This is a genomic window from Mesobacillus sp. MER 48 (genome assembly GCF_023714225.1).
Taxonomy (GTDB): Bacteria; Bacillota; Bacilli; order Bacillales; family Cytobacillaceae; genus Mesobacillus; species Mesobacillus oceanisediminis_A.
Genome location: NZ_JAMAUR010000001.1, coordinates 260,928 through 279,148, shown reverse-complemented (window position 1 = coordinate 279,148; position 18,221 = coordinate 260,928). Strand labels below are relative to the sequence as shown.

Annotated in this window: 11 protein-coding genes; 9 read left to right on the top strand and 2 right to left on the bottom strand. The window is 42.2% G+C overall.

The features are described from left to right. The first annotated feature begins 25 nt into the window (after positions 1 to 25). The 6 genes from M3593_RS01325 to ppc all read left to right on the top strand — a co-directional run bounded on the left by M3593_RS01325 (position 26) and on the right by ppc (position 15,921). Complete coding sequence (locus M3593_RS01325; RefSeq protein ID WP_251540339.1) at positions 26 to 1,048, top strand: FUSC family protein; 1,023 nt, start codon at positions 26 to 28, stop codon at positions 1,046 to 1,048. A 166-nt stretch (positions 1,049 to 1,214) separates the two neighbouring features. Then, complete coding sequence (locus tag M3593_RS01320) at positions 1,215 to 1,637, top strand: RDD family protein (RefSeq protein ID WP_251540336.1); 423 nt, start codon at positions 1,215 to 1,217, stop codon at positions 1,635 to 1,637. Positions 1,638 to 1,756: 119 nt separating this feature from the next. Beyond that, on the top strand, positions 1,757 to 2,722 hold the full coding sequence (locus M3593_RS01315) for a DMT family transporter (RefSeq protein WP_144480655.1): 966 nt from the start codon (positions 1,757 to 1,759) through the stop codon (positions 2,720 to 2,722). A gap of 53 nt (positions 2,723 to 2,775) precedes the next feature. After that, positions 2,776 to 3,630 (top strand): GNAT family N-acetyltransferase, encoded by an 855-nt coding sequence (locus tag M3593_RS01310; RefSeq protein ID WP_251540334.1) that lies wholly within the window; start codon positions 2,776 to 2,778, stop codon positions 3,628 to 3,630. A gap of 181 nt (positions 3,631 to 3,811) precedes the next feature. Continuing rightward, positions 3,812 to 12,916 (top strand): carboxypeptidase regulatory-like domain-containing protein, encoded by a 9,105-nt coding sequence (locus M3593_RS01305; RefSeq protein WP_251540333.1) that lies wholly within the window; start codon positions 3,812 to 3,814, stop codon positions 12,914 to 12,916. 242 nt (positions 12,917 to 13,158) lie between these two features. Next, a complete protein-coding gene (ppc, locus tag M3593_RS01300) occupies positions 13,159 to 15,921 on the top strand; it encodes a phosphoenolpyruvate carboxylase (RefSeq protein WP_251540332.1) in 2,763 nt (920 codons plus the stop codon). Between the two features lie 67 nt (positions 15,922 to 15,988). On the opposite strand, the gene M3593_RS01295 is transcribed toward ppc, so the two are convergent. After that, complete coding sequence (locus tag M3593_RS01295; RefSeq protein ID WP_251540331.1) at positions 15,989 to 16,450, bottom strand: hypothetical protein; 462 nt, start codon at positions 16,448 to 16,450, stop codon at positions 15,989 to 15,991. Between the two features lie 121 nt (positions 16,451 to 16,571). Here M3593_RS01295 and M3593_RS01290 point away from each other — a divergent pair, with 121 nt between their 5' ends. From M3593_RS01290 to M3593_RS01280, 3 genes are all read left to right on the top strand, one after another. Beyond that, positions 16,572 to 16,853, top strand: coding sequence for a hypothetical protein (locus M3593_RS01290; RefSeq protein ID WP_251540330.1), 282 nt, complete (start codon positions 16,572 to 16,574; stop codon positions 16,851 to 16,853). A gap of 92 nt (positions 16,854 to 16,945) precedes the next feature. Then, positions 16,946 to 17,515 (top strand): CBO0543 family protein, encoded by a 570-nt coding sequence (locus tag M3593_RS01285; protein WP_144480666.1) that lies wholly within the window; start codon positions 16,946 to 16,948, stop codon positions 17,513 to 17,515. Positions 17,516 to 17,580: 65 nt separating this feature from the next. Beyond that, positions 17,581 to 17,910: an MGMT family protein gene (locus M3593_RS01280; protein WP_251540329.1), complete on the top strand. Its 330-nt coding sequence runs from the start codon at positions 17,581 to 17,583 to the stop codon at positions 17,908 to 17,910. A gap of 167 nt (positions 17,911 to 18,077) precedes the next feature. Here the strand turns inward: M3593_RS01280 and M3593_RS01275 are convergent, their stop codons facing one another. Continuing rightward, entirely contained in the window at positions 18,078 to 18,206 is a 129-nt protein-coding gene (locus M3593_RS01275) for a DUF3231 family protein (RefSeq protein ID WP_251540328.1), read from the bottom strand. Positions 18,207 to 18,221 lie beyond the last annotated feature (15 nt).

The window sequence follows — 18,221 nt, the reverse complement described above, 5'->3', positions numbered from 1 at the left end:
TCTTTTAAAAGAAAGTGGGTTTTCCATGATTACTTTAGGTCCAAGAGTGCTGAAAACTGGAATCGCAGTGGCCCTGGCCCTCTACTTAACAAAATGGATTGGATTAGAGCCGCCGGTTTTCGCGGCAATTGCAGCTTCGTTTACAATCCAGCCATCGATTTATCGCTCCTGGAAACAAGTTTTAGAACAATTCCAGGCTAATTTGGTCGGTGCGCTCATCGCCGTTGCCTCCATATATTTATTCGGAAACAACCCTGTTGTCATCGGCCTGGTAACAATGATTGTCATCATATTAAGTCTTAAGCTTAAAATGGAAAGTTCAATATCCTTAACAGTTATCACGGTCTTAATCATGATGAGTTCACAGGAATTTGAAGGTATCATTACAGCTGCCAACAAGTTCCTGATTGTCCTTGTAGGAATGGGATCGGCATTTCTCGTGAATCTCATCGTTTATCCGCCTAATTTCAATAAAAATTTCACAGGTAAAATGGATAGCAGCTTTAAAACATTGTCATTGCTGATCAGGACGGCAATATCCAATGAACTTACCGAAAAAACTTTTCAAACACAGTGGGTCCAATTGCGAAAAGATATCGCTAAATTGGAAGAACTATATAAAATACTCGACGAAGAGAGAGAGAAAATATCAAAGTTCAAACGCCTTGATGTTAGGGAACTGGTCGTGTTTAAACAAATGCTGGCTTGTCTTCATCACGGCTTGAGACTCCTTGATATTGTCGAGGGCCATTTCTTTCAGAGCCGGCCACAGCAGGAGGAGAGCAGAGAGTTTGATGATCATCTTGAAGAACTAATCCAATACCATGAACTGATTCTCCTGAAATACTCTGGCAAAATCAAGGAATTTAATGTAGATCCGATTGTCGAGGAAAGCGGGAATTTCCTTGAAACAATCATGGAGGATAAAGCAATGGACCGAGATGACAGACTGCGTCTGACGATAATAGGTTCAGCTATTTATGATTATGCCTTTCAACTCAAAAGGCTCGATGATTTGATTGATCAGTACCAAAAAAGAAAAATATGAATGGATTGAAGGAAATAAGCAAATAGACCGGCAGAGCCTAAAACAAAAATAAGAATAAATAATCCTTATTTGTATTAAGTATTAATATGTATGACCACAAGAATGCACTCATTGCATTCTCACGTGTAAATACAGGGAATTCATTTTACTTCTAGGAGGGAATGCATTGGGCAGACCAGCAGGTTTTTGGGTGAGACTAGGTGCAGCAATTTTGGATGGATTAATTATCGGTGTACCACTTTCAATCATTAGTTACCTGATAACAGGCAACGCGGAAGACAACATATTTACTTCCACAATGAACTTGATATACACTGTTCTTGTGCCAGTAATATGGTCTGGGTATACCGTTGGAAAGAAAATTGTAGGGGTAAGGATCGCGAAAGTCAATGGCGAAAAACTTGGTTTTGGGACGATGCTCATGCGTACAGTAGTCGCTGGGCTTGTTTATCTATTGACTTTAGGGATTGGTGTAATTGTCAGTGCCTTCATGGTAGGTTTGCGCCAGGATAAAAGAGCGATTCATGATTTTATTGCTGGAACTTATGTAACCTATGAAAAACCTGATGAAATAAATTATGAACAGTAATACCATTAGCGGCTTTAGGCACCTGGGATACCAGGTGTCTGTTTTTGTGTGGAAAAGCCTGGATTATGGTAGTATGATAGATTGAAATAGATTCCGAATAAAGAATGGGAAGTGAACCAATGGGTCCAATTATGTTAGGTGTTTTAGCTGCCTTCTTTTTTGCTTTTACCTTCGTCCTTAATCAGTCAATGGAATTATCAGGTGGAAGCTGGATATGGAGTGCTTCATTAAGATACATATTCATGGTCCCGTTCCTATTGGCAATAGTAGCTGCAAGGAAGAATTTAAAGTCATTAATCCAGCATATGAAACAAAATCTATTCCCGTGGTTTTTATGGAGTTTTATTGGATTTGTCCTTTTTTATGCACCCCTGACATATGCGGCTGCCTATTCTCCAGGATGGCTGATCGCAGGTACATGGCAAATCACGATTATATCAGGCGCTTTTCTCAGTCCCTTGTTTTATGAAATAAAACAGACAAACGATGGTTTAGTAGCTGTCAGAGGAAAAATCCCTTTTAAGGGACTGGGGATGTCCGTTGTCATCCTATTGGGCATCATGTTGATGCAAATCGAACATGCACGGCAGATTCCTCTCCAAATGGTATTGCTTGGAGTGATTCCAGTCTTGATTGCATCTTTTGCTTATCCACTTGGCAATCGAAAAATGATGGAAGTTATTAATGGAAGTCTCGACGCCTATCAGCGAGTGCTTGGAATGACTTTGGCCAGTCTGCCATTCTGGCTCGTTCTTGCTGTTTTTGGTTATGTTACAGAGGGAGCTCCATCCATGAGCCAAAGCCTGCAATCCCTTCTTGTTGCCATTGCCTCAGGAGTAATCGCAACCGTATTGTTTTTCAGGGCAACAGATTTAGTTAGGGGGAATATGGCCCAACTTGCTGCTGTCGAAGCAACCCAGTCAATGGAGGTTCTCTTTGCGTTAGCTGGTGAATATTTAATCCTTTCGATGCCGCTGCCTTCTCCTTTATCCTGGGCAGGTATTGGACTTGTCATGCTTGGAATGGCATTGCACAGCTACTCTACGCTTAGCAGAAAAGAAGAAAAGCTGAAAATAAGTGCTTAATCTGAGAACAAGTTATTAGTAATTTAGCACTCTTTAAAAGAGGTGGATGCGGGATGCAGTACAAACTTACTGAACAAATGGAAAAGGCATTGGAAATCGCGGAAAAAGAGCGCAAAGGTTCTTTAAGTACCTGCATTTTGCCCGGTCATCTATTGCTCGGCTGCCTGAACGACGGTTCGTTCCCAGTCTGGGAGGCAAAGCAAAAAAGCTTAATTGACCCTTCGTTCGTGAGGGAATCTTTAATTCCTCATGAAGAGACGATGTCGTATGAGTTTTGCCAACCATTTAATCTGCCAGTCTGTCTATCAACAAAACTGGTACTCAAGCAAGCGGTCAACTATATGAAAAACTACAATCAAATTTTTCTCAATGAGGGACATGTCCTGAAAGCACTGATCAAGACAGGGCAAACAAAAGGATTATTAACCAGGGATCAGGAAAATGCCCTTTTGAATATAGCAACTATTTCAAGGGACATGATACTATCTTTAAAAAGATACAACTCAACCGGAGGAGAATACAAATATATCAGGATGTTAAGTAATCAGGACGGGGAAAAACTGATTCGTTTCATCCAAGAAGAATTCGGGTCCCGATGGACGGACTCGATTCAGCAATCCATAGTACAGCAGAAATCATCTATATGTGTTGCCCTGGATCAGGATGGGGAAGAGATTGTAGGGTTTGCAGCCTTTGACATTCAAAAACCAGGCTTTTTTGGACCGATGGGCGTTGTAAAGAACAGAAGATCGAAGGGCATTGGAGAGTCATTATTGCATTTTTGCCTGAAAGAAATGAGCAAGATGGGCTACAAGGAAATCATCATTGATCAAGCCGGACCGATTGAATTTTATGAAAAAACCTGTAACGCTAAAGTGATTCCCTCAATCGACTTAGACTGCTATTGAGACCATTATATGGTCTTTTATTTATGACCAGCTGTTACTTATTTACTATATATTCCAGCATAGTTATAATGCTTTTTAATCATTTTAATCTGAAAAGTATAAATATTCAAAATAATTAAAGGTTTTTACAAAATTTTGCAGTATTTCTTCGGTAATTAAATTTTCAGGGGGTGCAAGAAACTTGGGAAGATTATCGAAGCAAAAGACTGCTAGAAAGCTCTGGGCGGTAATACTGGCCTTCATAATGGTATTTTCGACTTTTTCATCACAGCTAGCCATTGCTGCATCACAGAAGCCAGCTAGTTTTTCAAAAGAAGAACTCGTACTGGAGAAAAAACGGGAAAAAGAATATGAATCAGGCAATACAGGAGAGAATGAAACTGAGTCAGCAGACCATAAAGAGCTGACGAACCTGTTAGATGGACTGGGCATTGAACCGCCGCCATTGAAAGGTGATAAACAAACAGCTGCTGAAAAGGAAAAGGATGCTGTTCTCCTTAAAGCCTTTGAAAGGGAGCAAGTAATTGATGTCATCATCAGGATGAAGGACCAACCTGATCTCAATAAGATTTATCCCCAGGTAAAAGAAAAGAAAAACCGGGCAGAAAAAATAAAATCAATTCTAGACCACCTCAAAGAAAAAGCGGACAATTCCCAAAAGGGATTACAACAGGCACTATCAGCAATGGAGACAAAGGGAAAAGCCAAAAAGAAAGAGACTCTATGGATTATCAATGGAATAACCGCTTCCGTCACAAAGGAAGCTCTGGATGAACTGAAAAAACGTGAAGATATTGCGGAAATCTCCCTTGATGAAACCCTCAGCTTACCTGAGGTGACTGTGGAAGAGTCTCCCCCGCGACTGCCTGAATGGGGACTCGAAAAAATCTATGCTCCTAAAGTGTGGGGACAATACGGGTTAAAAGGAAAAGGGATTGTTGTTGGTATCATGGATTCCGGAGTAGATGGAAACCACGAAGCTCTAAAGAAAAATTACCGCGGTCGGGACGGAAACGGTCAGTATTCCTGGATTGACCTGTCAGGTCAGGGGTATAAAACGCCAAATGACGGATTTGGCCATGGAACACACGTAGCGGGTACTGCCGTTGGCGGAGGAGACGGAGAGCCGATCGGCGTAGCACCTGAAGCTGAATGGATTGCCGCCAAAATTTTCAACGACGGCGGTTCGACAACACTATCAGCCATCCATCAGGCATTCCAATGGTTCATGGCTCCAGGCGGGGACCCTTCAAAGGCTCCGGATGTGGTCAATAATTCATGGGGGAATGCCAATACTTATAATCTCGAATTTTATGAAGATGTCAAAGCATGGGTATCAGCAGGGATATTCCCAGCTTTCGCAGCTGGAAACGATGGCCCTGGCTCACAAACAATCGGTTCACCGGGAAGTTTTCCGGAAACTTTCGCGGTCGGGGCAACGGATATTTATGATCAAACAGCTTATTTCTCAAGTCGGGGTCCGGTTTTTTGGAAGGATGAGAATGGAAATGAGCAGAGACTTATCAAACCGGATATCTCTGCGCCTGGCCACAAGATCTATTCAGCATGGCCATCCAAGCGAAATGAAGGAAAATACAATACAATCAGCGGTACTTCGATGGCCACTCCTCATGTCACAGGGGCAGTCGCGCTTTTATTGCAGGCGAATCCCAGCCTGACAGTCGACCAGATAAAAGAAACACTTAAACAGACTGTCAGAGTTGAACCGCATATGGGTACTCTGCCCAATGATTCCTATGGCAGCGGAATCATCAATATTTATCAGGCTGTCACCGAAACAGCCTTTGCGGGTGAACTTGCCGGAAAGCTTACAGACAAGGCTGGAAAGCCAATACCAGGGAAACTTGAGGTTGCAGAAGAAGGGCTGTCCTATGACATTGGCAAAGATGGAACTTTCAAGTTCAAAATCAGGGAAGGCAGCCATAAGGTTAAGGTCACTTCCTTTGGCTATAAGGATTTGCAATTCACAATACAGCTGAAGAAGGGCGAAACAGAATCTGTGAACTGGGTATTGGAGAATGCAGATACTTTTAGTGTAAAAGGAAATGTATCAATTGAGGACGGGGAAACAATCCCTTTTGCCTTTGTAAGGGTAAAAGGAACTCCTCTATCCACTTATCGAACGGATGCAAGCGGAAAGTTTGAGGTCAAGAATCTGCCAGCAGGAAAGTATGTTCTGCAGATTTCGGGTGAAGGAATAACTGGCCTGGCAAAGGAGATAGAAGTCAGCAAGGATCTCTCTCTTGAACTGAAGGTCAAAGCGAACGCCACACTGACAAAAAAAGAATGGAGTATGGCGAATGGGAATATGCACAGGAATGCAGTATCCGGAAATGCCATAGACCTGGATGCGCTTGTTGAAGGATGGAACTACGATACAGGAGGTAAAGGAAAAATTTTATTTTCCACTCCTGCAACAGCCAAAGGGAAATTGATTCTGGTTACCGACAGCGGGTCTGTTATTGCAGTGGATACTGTAACCGGAATAGAGCTATGGACAGTGAAAATTGGAAGCTCGAATAGGTCTTCACCAACGATAGAAGGAGACAAAGTCTATCTTTCAGGCGGGCAGGACGGAAAGATGTATGCACTCGATTTAAAATCAGGCAGCATTGTATGGACTGCAAACACAGGTGCAATAGGAGTCTATGAATCTCCTTTATACATTGATGGGACACTGTTTGTTGCTTCCGATCTTGGAGATCAAGCAAAGCTGATTGCGTTGAATGCTGAAACAGGCAAAAAGAAATGGAGCGTCGAACTTGGAGGCCCTGCCTATTTCGGGCCAAGTGCAGGCGACGGGATGCTATTTATCGGCAGCTATGATAATCAAAAACTAAGAGCTCTTCGTGTAGAAGACGGAAGCGAAGTATGGAGCAAAACTCTTGTAAATGAAGGAATTGCATCCAAGCCGGTATACGATAAAGGAACACTATATGTTGCAGGTACCAATTTCAATACAGAAGGCGGCACACTTTATGCCCTTGATGCGAAAACGGGCGAAGAAAAGTGGAAAGCAGGCGGAATTGGAGATACTCAGGCTGGGTCTCCAATCGTCTATGAAAATATCGTTGTGATCGGTTCAGCTGTACAGCCTGCATTGCGCGCTTTTGACTCGAATACTGGCGAGGAACTCTGGAACAACCGGGCTGTCGGAACGACGCTGAACAATGGTTCTGTATCTGCTAATGGGCTTCTGTTTTTTGCAGGCACAAGCGGAAACCTATCTGTCATTGATGTGTATACCGGTGAAAGATTGAAGGATTTCAGCCTTCCAGTTTACAGTACTTCTGGTATACCGATCCTGCCAGGACAAATTTTCGTGCCTTACCAGAACGGTGTTCAAAGTTACAATTCACCAGCTTCTGTAAAAGGGACATTGAAAGATACAGGTGGGAATGCCATTAAAGGTACTGTTACTGTTGCCGAAACAGGAAATTCTATTGAAACAGATAAAAATGGAGAATTTCTGCTAAAACAGACTCCGGGAGATTATACGATCCGGATTTCATCTTACGGCAAAAAGCAAATTACCGAACAAGTTGGGTTATCTTCCGGGTATGTTTTAACAAAAGACTATGAACTTGAAGATGCAGCAAAAGGGTCAATCTCCATCCTGGTAAAAGACCAGCGAACTGGCAAGCCTGTAGAGGGAGCAGGGATTGAATTGAAGGGCTCACCAGTGAAAGGTCAAACAGACAGCAAAGGGTTATTTTCAGTTGAAGAAGTGTTTGAAGGAACCTTCACTGTGTCGATTTCTATGAAAGGATTTAAGGCTGGCAGCAAGGAAATCGTTGTAAAAGCCGGTGAAAATGCGGATATGACATTCGAATTGCAGCCAATTGATATTGCGGTCTTGAATGATTACAATAGCGAAATCACCACCATGCTGAACGTTAATGGGTATACAGCTGAAGAGCGGGAATGGGACGTGATTGAGGAGATCGGCCGTTATAAAGTGATTTACTTGAATGGATGCTATGGTTCAGATGGAATCAAGCCAACAGAGGCACAGTTTAAAGATTTAGTCGATAAAGCAGAAGCGAATGATGTCAGCATCATCTTCACCGACCAGTGGGGCTCAAATTATGGGTCCATTCATCATTTGAAAGACTTCTATAATAATCCTAAAGAGCTGGGCCATGATTATGATGTTGGGGAAATCAGAATCCAGGTTGAAGCTGAACATCCTATTTTCAAAGGATACAAAGCGGGGGACAGAATCAATGTGTTAGAAAGGAACGCTGATTTTGCCTGGTTCAACCATTATTCTGGAAGGACAATTGGAAAAATCGGAAGCACCGATCAGGGTTTTGTCGGGGCGGGTATCGCTTATAATGCTGTCTCCGAAGACAGTGCCCATTTATTGTTGTCAAGTCATGCTACAGTTCCGTGGGAATCATCGAAAGCATGGCTGCGAGGACAGCAGCAAATTTTGTTCAATAGCATTGACTACCTGTATAACGTGAAATATGGAAAGGTCACTGGTAAAATAACCAATTCATCCGGACAGCCTATTGAAGCATCTATCGAAGTATTGGAAACTGGCGTAAAAGCGGAAACTGACGAAAACGGAAGCTTTACCATTTTTCATGATGAAGGAACCTTTAAGCTGGAAGTGCGTTCGAAGGGATTGGGATCCAAGTCAGAGACAATCTCAGTAGCCAATGAATCCCCAGCAACTGTTCAAATCGCACTTGGTGAATCAGAAAAAGGTGTCCTGGAAGGCAGTGTCAAGGATTCAGTATCTGGCATGGAGCTTTCCGACGTCCTTGTTTCTGTGAAAAACCAGGCGGGAGAAATAGTAGAACAAGTACAGACCGCAACGAATGGACGTTATAAAATATCAGGATTAGCGGAAGAGGTATTTGAAATTACTTTCAGCAAGGAAGGATACATCACGAATAAGCAAAGCATTGATGTAGCACGTCATACTGGAGATTTGGATATCAAAATCATCCCTATGCCATCTGTCGGAGTTGTAGGTGACTACTATTCAACAGATAAAAACTTTAAGGCATTATTTAAAGAAATCGGGGTTGAAGTCAGGGATGTACAGCCTGCAGATTTAATTGAAAAGATGAATGAGTTTGATGTTATTTTCTTCAATGATCCGAGTTCATCAGCTATAAACGATGAGATGTTTGCTGCTGCCGACAAAGCACAGACCAGCCTGATCTTTGGTGATGCGGTATGGGGTGGCGGAATCAAGCAGCTCGTGAGTTACAGGAATGATCCAAAAGAGCTGAAAACAATAAGGAAAACGACAGAAGCGGCTCAATATAAAGTTCTCGAAGAGCATCCTGTCTTCAATGGAGCAAAGGAAGAAGAATTGGTTGAAATCCTGTCCCCGGCTGCCAGCTATATCGGATATTTCAAGGACTACAGCGGTTATCCTCTGGCTGAAATCAAGCATGAAGGTTCTGATGTCCCTCATGGTCTTGGCATGGCTTATAAGCCACGGTCGGCCGGAAGTGCAGAATTGCTGATGAGCGGCCATGGTTTTGGTTATTATCATGGAGCGAAAGACTACACCGAGGAAGGAAAGCAGCTTTTGATCAACTCGGTATTATGGGCAGCCAATGTCGAGTATCCCGTAATCAGCGGGAAGGTTGTCGATGAACAAGGCAATCCATTGAAAGCGGATATCAAAGTAAAGGGACAGCCGTTCCAGACCCAGTCAAGCAACGAGGATGGGGGCTTCACGATCGCTATACTGCCAGGGGAATACGAAATTGAAATCAGTGCCTATGGGTATGGTGCAAGAACAGTGAACGCTAGTGCAGAAGTGGATAGTGAACCAAAGGAGGTTATTCTTTCTCCAGCTGAGAATGTCGGAGTGATTTCTGGAACAGTTGAAGATTCCATGGATGGAAATGCGCTAGAGGGTGCCAAGGTAACCATCCTCGGAAAACCAAGAGAAGCAGTGACAAATTTGCAGGGACAATATGTTATCACCAAAGTTGAGCCGGGAGATTACACAGCAAGGATTGAAAAGGATGGATATGTACGCCAGGATGTCAGCCTGAAGGTGACTGATAAACAAAAAGTTTCCCTGAGTGTGAAATTACGTCCTTCACCAACAATAGGAGTGATCGTGGACCTGACTGCTTCGGGAACATCGTATAAGCAGTATCTTGAGGAAAGAGGTTACAAGGTGTTGTACCTCAATTATCAGGATATAGAAAAATTGGATGAGGTGGATGTTGTTTTCGCCAACTCGGATTATGCACCGAGCCTCGTCCCGTCAAAAGAGGATTTCCTCGCATTCCAAAAAGCCCTGGATGAAAAGCGTAAATCGGTCATTTGGACTGGCCAGGCTGGCGGAAGAGGTTCCATTCGCTATTTGCAGGAATTCAACCAGGATCCAAAGACAATCTTTGAACATAATAACAAAGCCGGAGCACAAGGGGTTGTACTTGAAGACCATCCATTGACAACAGGATTCAACACAGGGGATATTATCGAGATTCCAGGAAAATCGGGTTACTATTATGGCTTTGACGGTTATTCAGGTAAAACTGTCGTAGACTTCTCGCATACAGCAACCGGAGAAAAGGGCAGCATGGTCGCATACAAGGGCAGAACAATCGATTCAGTCGAAATCCTGCTCGCCAATATGACAATCAGCCATGTTTTCAAGCCGAATGATTCCTTTGACCCTGCAAGGGAGCGTCTCTTGAATAATGCACTGAACTGGGCACTCGACGAAAAAGACGCCATTGTCGGTGAACTCCAGGGTACTGTCCGGAATGAAAATGGACCAGTCATGGCGTCGATTATAGTAAAAGAAACGGGCAAAATCTATCAGACAGATGACAAAGGCAATTTCTTTGCTGCATTTGAGGAAGGAACCTATTCGCTGACTGTGGAAGCTTTTGGTCACGAATCAAAAGATTTTACCATCACAATTTCCAATGGTCAGGCAGTGACTGAAGCTTTCGCCATCAAACCTGTCAATTCCGGTATTCTGGCAGGTAAAATAGTTGATGCATCTACTAAAGAAGAGATTGCCGGGGCAAATGTCGAGGTAATTGGCACACCAGTGACCGTGAAGACAAATGAGGAAGGGAATTATCAGACGACACTGCCTGCAGGAACTTATGAAGTTAGAGTGATTGCGACGGGCTATAGCCCGATTTACCAGTCAGTCGAAATTACAGAAGGGCAGCAAACTGATTTTAATGCCTCTCTTATTGAATCCGAGAAGATTGCTATTCTTGCCAACCCTGCTCAGAAGGATAGAATCATGCCTTTCCTTGAGGCAAATGGGTATGATAGTGAACTCTATCCTTATAAAGAATACGAACGGTTGATAGAGAATTTGCAAAATTATAAAGCAGTCATTGTCAATGACACTTACATGAATGAAGATCGCTTCAAGGCTATGGTTGAGAAGGCGAACGAGAATGAAGTCAGCATGATTTTCACTGCGAATTATGGAGGGACAATTGGTGATCTTAGCAACGCTTACGGTGATCCGGAATCCCTTGAAAGAAGTTACGTTGATAGAGAAATCAGTTTGAAAGTGGCAGAAGATCATCCTATCCTGAAAGGTTTCAATAAAGGGGATGAGGTCCAGCTCCTTGTAAATCCAAAAGGTGTTGTGCAGTACTCGGTGTATTCAAATTATAGTGGAACAACGCTTGCATCTCTGACGAATCCGAATAAGGGGGAGCTGGGAAGCACGATTGGCTATAAGTTCAGTTCATCGAATAGTGTCCACATCCTGCTTTCTGCACTACAAATTAGTGCATATGGCCACCCGAACGATCGCTGGACTGAAAATGCTAAAAAAGTATACTTGAATGCGATTGATTATGCGTTGACAGCAAGCCAGGGAGAGATTACTGGGGAAGTCAAGGACAGTCAAGGGAAGCCGATTGCAGGAGCTTTTGTCACCATTGAGGGAACCAGCCACAAAACGACAACTAATAAAGCTGGCCAGTATAAATTTGGCATTGGTGTTGGTGAGTATAACTTAAAAGTCCAGGCAAGAGGCTTTAAAGAACAGACCAAGGAAGCGAAAGTCGAAGATGTGGGAAGCAGGGTTGAGCTGCACTTTACCCTTGAAGCAATTGATGGATCAGAATTGAAGGGTGCCATTACATCCAAGAAAAGCAAGAAACCGATAGCTGATGCACAATTGATTTTGATTCCGAAAGATGAGCCGGACTTTAAGACCGAAAGCTCCGCCAAGGATGATGGAACCTATCTATTTAAAGATTTATTGCCTGGTGACTATACTCTGCAGGTAACTGTCGATGGTTACCTCAAGGAAAGTTTCGAGTTCACTATAGGCTCAGATGATTTGGAATTTAACCTGGAATTGAATCCATTTGAAGCAGCCGTGCTTGGAGATGTAAACGGAGCACTGTCAAAGCTGCTGAATGAACAAAAATTGTATGCAGAAGAAAAAGGCTGGGACATCCTCGGAAATGTCGAGAAATATGAGATCATCCTGGTCAATACGAGCAAAGGTACTAGAGAACAGTTCCAACAGCTGATAGAAGAAAGCGATGAACATAAAACCAGCTTGGTGTTCACAGGAACATGGGGTGTCGATGAAGGTTCCATTCCAGTGCTCAACGAGTTAGTGGGAAGTCCTGAAATCGATCAGCAAGGGTATAATGAAGGCGCTGTTTATATCGATGGAGTAGATGGACACCCAATTTTTGATGGCATTAGTTTTGATGAGGACGGTCTGGTCAAAATCCATACCGCAAAAAGTCCATACTCAACTTTCAAAAATTACTCAGGTGTACCACTCTCGAGCTTATATATCGATAGTGAAAGAAAAGGTAATTCGATTGAGTTTGAATTCAGAAGCAAGGAGCATATGCATTTGCTGATGTCTTCATTTGCGGTCACCAATATGATCGGACCTGATTATGGATGGACGAAGAATGGGCGAAAATTATTCGTAAATGCATTGCGCTGGTCGAAGGATGCAGAGCAGGAAATCCCTGAAGAACCATTATGGGATCAAGAAGAAATGATGGTAAAAGGAGAACCTGCCTTGGTAAAGGGTACAGCAACCAATGGCACCTCTGTGAATATCTACGAAAAGCGCGGAAACGAAATCTTCCTGATTGATTCTGTTAAAACTGGACGTGACGGAATCTTCCAGGCAGAACTGAATTTGGATAATGGTATCCATACTTTGATTGCAGAAACTGAAAACTACGCAGGTAAAACGAAGGCAATAAAGGCAATGAAATTGATTGTGACCGGGAAACCTGAGAAAAAAGACAAAGCAAGCTGACAGCAAAACTTATAATTTAAAGACCAATTCATATTGGCTCCCTTTCTGGGGGAGCCTTTTCTTTTTGAAAAGAGCATTTAAGGGTACTATGATAATGTAATACTTAAACTGAAAATTAAGGATTTTGAGCATCAAATTTTTTAATCCATTTTCAGTCCATATGCTTATCATTTCACAAACTGGGTACTTTTGTGATAGATTAATATTTAAAATATTCTCACAAGTTTTAGGAAGGTGACAAAATGACATCAGGAATTGAAGTAAATGACAGCAGTTTGCCATTGCGCCGGGATGTGAAAATGCTTGGAAACATCCTTGGTGACATACTTGTCTATCATGGCGGAGTGGAATTGTTTGAAAAAGTAGAAAAGATCAGGGCAATGTGTAAAACACTCAGAAATCAAAATGACCCTGAAACATACACGGCTTTAAAAACGGAAATTGCAGGATTGTCTGTTCCGATGAGAAAAAATATCATTCGCGCGTTTTCAGTCTATTTCCATTTAATCAATGCAGCAGAACAAAACCATCGGATCCGCAGACGCCGCGACTATCTGCTCGATTCGGACATAAGCACACAGCCAGGTTCAATAGAAGCAGCCATCCTTTCACTAAAAGACAATTATATATCCTCCGATATTATTCAAAATGTCATCAATGCCATATCGTTGGAATTAATCATCACAGCCCACCCTACAGAAGCTACTAAGCGCTCTATCCTTGAAATACAGAAAAGGATTGCGGATATCCTTAAAAGCCTTGATAATCCGCTGTTATCCCGGAAAGAGCGTGAGAAGGTAGAGGAAAGCTTATTCAATGAGGTTTCTGTCCTGTGGCAGACAGATGAACTGAGAGACCGCAAACCGACAGTCATTGATGAAGTCAGGAATGGACTATATTATTTTGACAAGACATTGTTCGATGTCCTGCCTGAAATCCATCAAGTGGTGGAAACTAGTTTGAAAGAACATTATCCGGAACATGAATGGAAAGTCCCTCATTTCCTGCGCTTTGGATCTTGGATTGGCGGTGACAGGGATGGGAATCCAAATGTCACACCTGAGGTCACATGGGAAACATTGCAAAGACAAAGACGCCTTGTGTTAAAAAAATACAAAGCTGTATTAGTTGATTTGATGAAACGATTCAGCCATTCAACTACAAGAGCAGCTGTAAGTGAAGAATTACTGGAATCCGTCAAACGGGATGAAGAAAAATACCTTGCCGACGATCAAAAATGGAATGTTGAAGGCGAGGTGTACCGCCGGAAATTCGCGGTCATTATTCAAAGGCTTAAGGAAGCAGGCAGATCAGAGATTGGCTACAAAGCATCAGAAGAATTACTCGATGACCTTCTTGTCATAAAACGAAGCATTTATCAGCATCACCCGGTACATCATGAACTGAAAACATTACAAAAATTGATCAGACAAGTACAACTATTCGGATTCCATCTTGCCACGCTTGATATACGAAACCACAGCGGGGAACATGAAGCGGCAATCGCCGAAATATTGAAAAAGGTGGGGATCACTCAAGATTATCCAGCACTATCAGAAGAGGGAAAACAGGAACTGCTTGTCAAGCTTCTGGAAAACCCAAGACCACTGCTGCTGCTTCACGAGGATTACTCAAAAGAAACACAGGAAATGATCGAGGTATTCCAGATGATCAAGCGGGCGCATCAAGAATTCGGCAAACGTTCAATTTCCGTTTATCTAGTGAGTATGACGCAATCTGCGAGTGATTTGCTAGAGGTACTTATTCTGGCAAAAGAAGCAGGTATATACAGGCTCCATGCTGACGGAACCCTGGAATCTGATCTTAATGTCGCTCCGCTTCTTGAAACAATCGATGATTTGACAGCCGGTCCAAAAATTATGGAAACATTATTCAATCTGCCATTATACCGCACTCACTTAAATAAAATGGGAGATCAGCAGGAAATCATGCTGGGATACTCAGATGGAAGCAAGGATGGCGGAACTTTGACAGCAAACTGGAAACTTTACAAAGCCCAGCTTGAGATTAATGAAATGGCAAAGAGATATAACATTGCTCTCAAGTTCTTCCATGGTCGAGGGGGGTCACTAGGACGGGGAGGCGGACCTTTGCATAGAAGCCTTCTTTCACAGCCGGTCGAGACACTTGGACAGGGCGTGAAAATCACCGAACAAGGGGAAGTTCTCTCATCCCGTTATCTTTTGAAAGACATCGCTTATAGAAGTCTTGAGCAGGCTACTTCGACAATGATGAAGGCGGCAGCCAATGTGTTGAAGGAATCAGAACAGGGGCATGTCCGCGATAAAAGATGGGTAGATGCGATTGAAGAAATTTCTGCTGTTTCGTTAAAGAAATATCAGTCCCTGGTATTTGAGGATCCCGATTTCCTTGTTTATTTCAATCAGGCGACCCCGCTGAAAGAGCTTGCGGAACTTAATATCGGTTCGAGGCCAATGAGCCGTAAAAACAGCAGCAAATTCGAAAATTTGCGTGCTATTCCATGGGTATTCGCCTGGACACAGAGCAGGCAACTGTTCCCGGCATGGTATGCAGCTGGATCAGGCCTGCAGAGCTTTGCGCAGGAAAATTCGGGAAATCTGAAGCTATTGCAGGAAATGTACGCTGAATGGCCATTCTTCCGCAGTACGATTGATAATCTGCAGATGGCTTTGATGAAAGCGGATATCACCACTGCCCAGGAATATACTTCCTTAGTTGAGGACAAATCCATTGCCGACCGTATCTTCAGCAATATCCTGGAGGAATATGAACGGACAAGGAACATTCTTCTCCAAATTTCGGAGGATGAAGAGCTGCTTGACCATACACCGAACATCAAAGATTCTGTCCATAGGCGAAATCCGTATGTCGATCCACTAAACTTCATTCAAGTGGAATTGATTAAAGAACTTCGCAAGGATGAAAATCCGGATGATGAATTATTGACACAGGTTTTATTGACAATCAGTGGCGTTGCCGCTGGTTTAAGGAATACTGGTTGACAGGATGACCCGCCGATTGGCGGGTCTCTTTAGTTATTAGTAAAAAACTGGATGGGTTTTTTAAGGTTCAAAATGGCAGTTTCATTTGCCTTTCCATGGTCATTTGCGTTAAAATTTCATGATTAAGAGTCTTAGCCATCATCATCGTAAGATTAAGGATTTTACGGATGCCTTCTTTGTGGCCGTTTTTGATGGCAAGGTTATCGCAATGAATTTCACTATCAATGCTGACTTGCTGCTCGGGGACCGGATGTTCAATATGCCCAATTTCATGCCAGATGATTGCTTCCTTTATGTCATTGTCAATACAGAAAGAGGGATAGTCGTATACAACGATGAACCAATCACACTCATCTTCATAAGATCGATAAAAGAGGGTCAGAACCCGGGGATCGATATCCCATAAATCAAGCCACTTTCCATTTTTGAATCCAAATACCTTCAAGATGGCTTCCTTATTTTCGATGATTGCGATTCTTCCATAGGCATTGTACTTCTCATGTTCCAAAAATTCGCCAATGCACTTCAAAAAAATCCTCCCTTTTCTATAATGCTTTGTTAATATTGTTAAATATATTAGTCGATCCTAATCAACATGCGTAAAATAAAAAGGGCAGGGAAAAAGAAAATGTGAAAGGGGGAAGCTGTGTATGCTTTGTTCACATGGTTATTTGAAAGTGAATCGAAGAATAGTGGATAATGAGCAAATTTATGAAGAGAATGAACAGTTCATAACAATGTATCATGATCGAATAACCACAGCTTCTGATATTTTTTACCTCCATGATATCCTTGATATTACCTTTAAAAATATGTCAGGAATGAAAGGATTCCTTTATCTCCATACCACAAGAGGGGTGTATTCCTTTTATACAAATGCCAAGCCGGACCGGCTGATCAGGGCTTATAAAGAAATAAAACATCAAAGTTAACTGCTTACATATAAAACAGCATAAAATCACACCCTATATACAAAGGGTGTGATTTTATGCTTTCTTCCATTATTTGTGCAGCAGGAGAACCGTTGAATAAATATCTTATTGTTTTAGGCACCATCTCGCTGCAGGAAGTATTGGATGCCGAGGCAAAATATCATAAGATATTAAGGGCATATTGGCACGAGAATAATTTTTTGACATATGAATGGTGGTTCCTTGTTGTCCTTTCCATTGTTCCGGCTATTATCTGGTGGATGAAGGTCGATAAAACAAGACTGATTGAAAATACTTCATTTGGTCTTTTTTATGGAGTCACAGCCATCTTCCTGGATTCAATTGGCACCAATGCCATGGTGTGGACATATCCAGTCAGGCTGACTCCATATTTAAATCCGCAGTTATATCCCTATGATGTTGGAGTTGTCATCATACCTTTCATGCTCGTATATCAAAGGTTCAGCAGTTCGTTTAAGAAATTTTTCATCGCAACTGGACTGTTATCTCTTTTCCTGGCATTTATGGCAGAGCCATTTATGGTCCATCTTGGAATTTATAAAGAATTCACATGGAAACATATATATAGCTTCCCAATTTACTGGTTATTGGGATTGATGTGCTGGGCAATCATTAAAAAATTCAAATCATATTCCACATAATCGAAAACCCTGGCTCTTGAGCCAGGGTTTTTCATGGTATATTGTTGTGAGAAGGATGTGGCACAATGACGCAGTTTACAAAAAATGTGATTAATATCATTAAAAATATTCCATCTGGAAAAGTCATGACATATGGCCAAATCGCAAAAGCCGCTGGAAGCCCAAGAGCAGCAAGACAGGTTGTCAGAATCCTGCATTCCATGTCAGAAAAATATAACTTGCCATGGCATAGAGTCATTAATTCCAAAGGGGAAATTGGTTTCAAGGATGAGGAGATGTTTCAAACCCAGAAATCTTTGCTAATCTCAGAAGGTGTTCAATTTAAGTCTGATCGAGCAATTTCCCTTCTTGTTTATTTATGGGATATAGATTGGGAATTTGGTGAACAACCTTGAGGGAAAATTAAGTATTCCTTATCCATTTATAAAGGCAGTGAATGGATATTATTTACAATCCAATGCGGCAACATTAGGGTGAAGAATAAACAGGGCATAAAAAGCCGTCATATTAACAGCAAAGCCCCCAAAAAGGTCTAAATACCCATCGGGGGTATTAATCTAAATTAACTTTTGGTAAGATCCTTTCGGTCAACTGATAAGGGTGGCTGCTCAAGCCATTCGTTCGCAATCATGATATTAATACCATCTTCTGAATATTTGAGGACCTCTGCATTCACTCGGGAATAATCCACGACGAGGTCACTCCT

Coding starts and splice junctions, on each gene's coding strand:
- M3593_RS01325 (WP_251540339.1), top strand. CDS start 26: ATGATTACTTTAGGTCCAAGAGTGCTGAAAACTGGAATCGCAGTGGCC.
- M3593_RS01315 (WP_144480655.1), top strand. CDS start 1,757: ATGGGTCCAATTATGTTAGGTGTTTTAGCTGCCTTCTTTTTTGCTTTT.
- M3593_RS01310 (WP_251540334.1), top strand. CDS start 2,776: ATGCAGTACAAACTTACTGAACAAATGGAAAAGGCATTGGAAATCGCG.
- ppc (WP_251540332.1), top strand. CDS start 13,159: ATGACATCAGGAATTGAAGTAAATGACAGCAGTTTGCCATTGCGCCGG.
- M3593_RS01290 (WP_251540330.1), top strand. CDS start 16,572: ATGCTTTGTTCACATGGTTATTTGAAAGTGAATCGAAGAATAGTGGAT.
- M3593_RS01280 (WP_251540329.1), top strand. CDS start 17,581: ATGACGCAGTTTACAAAAAATGTGATTAATATCATTAAAAATATTCCA.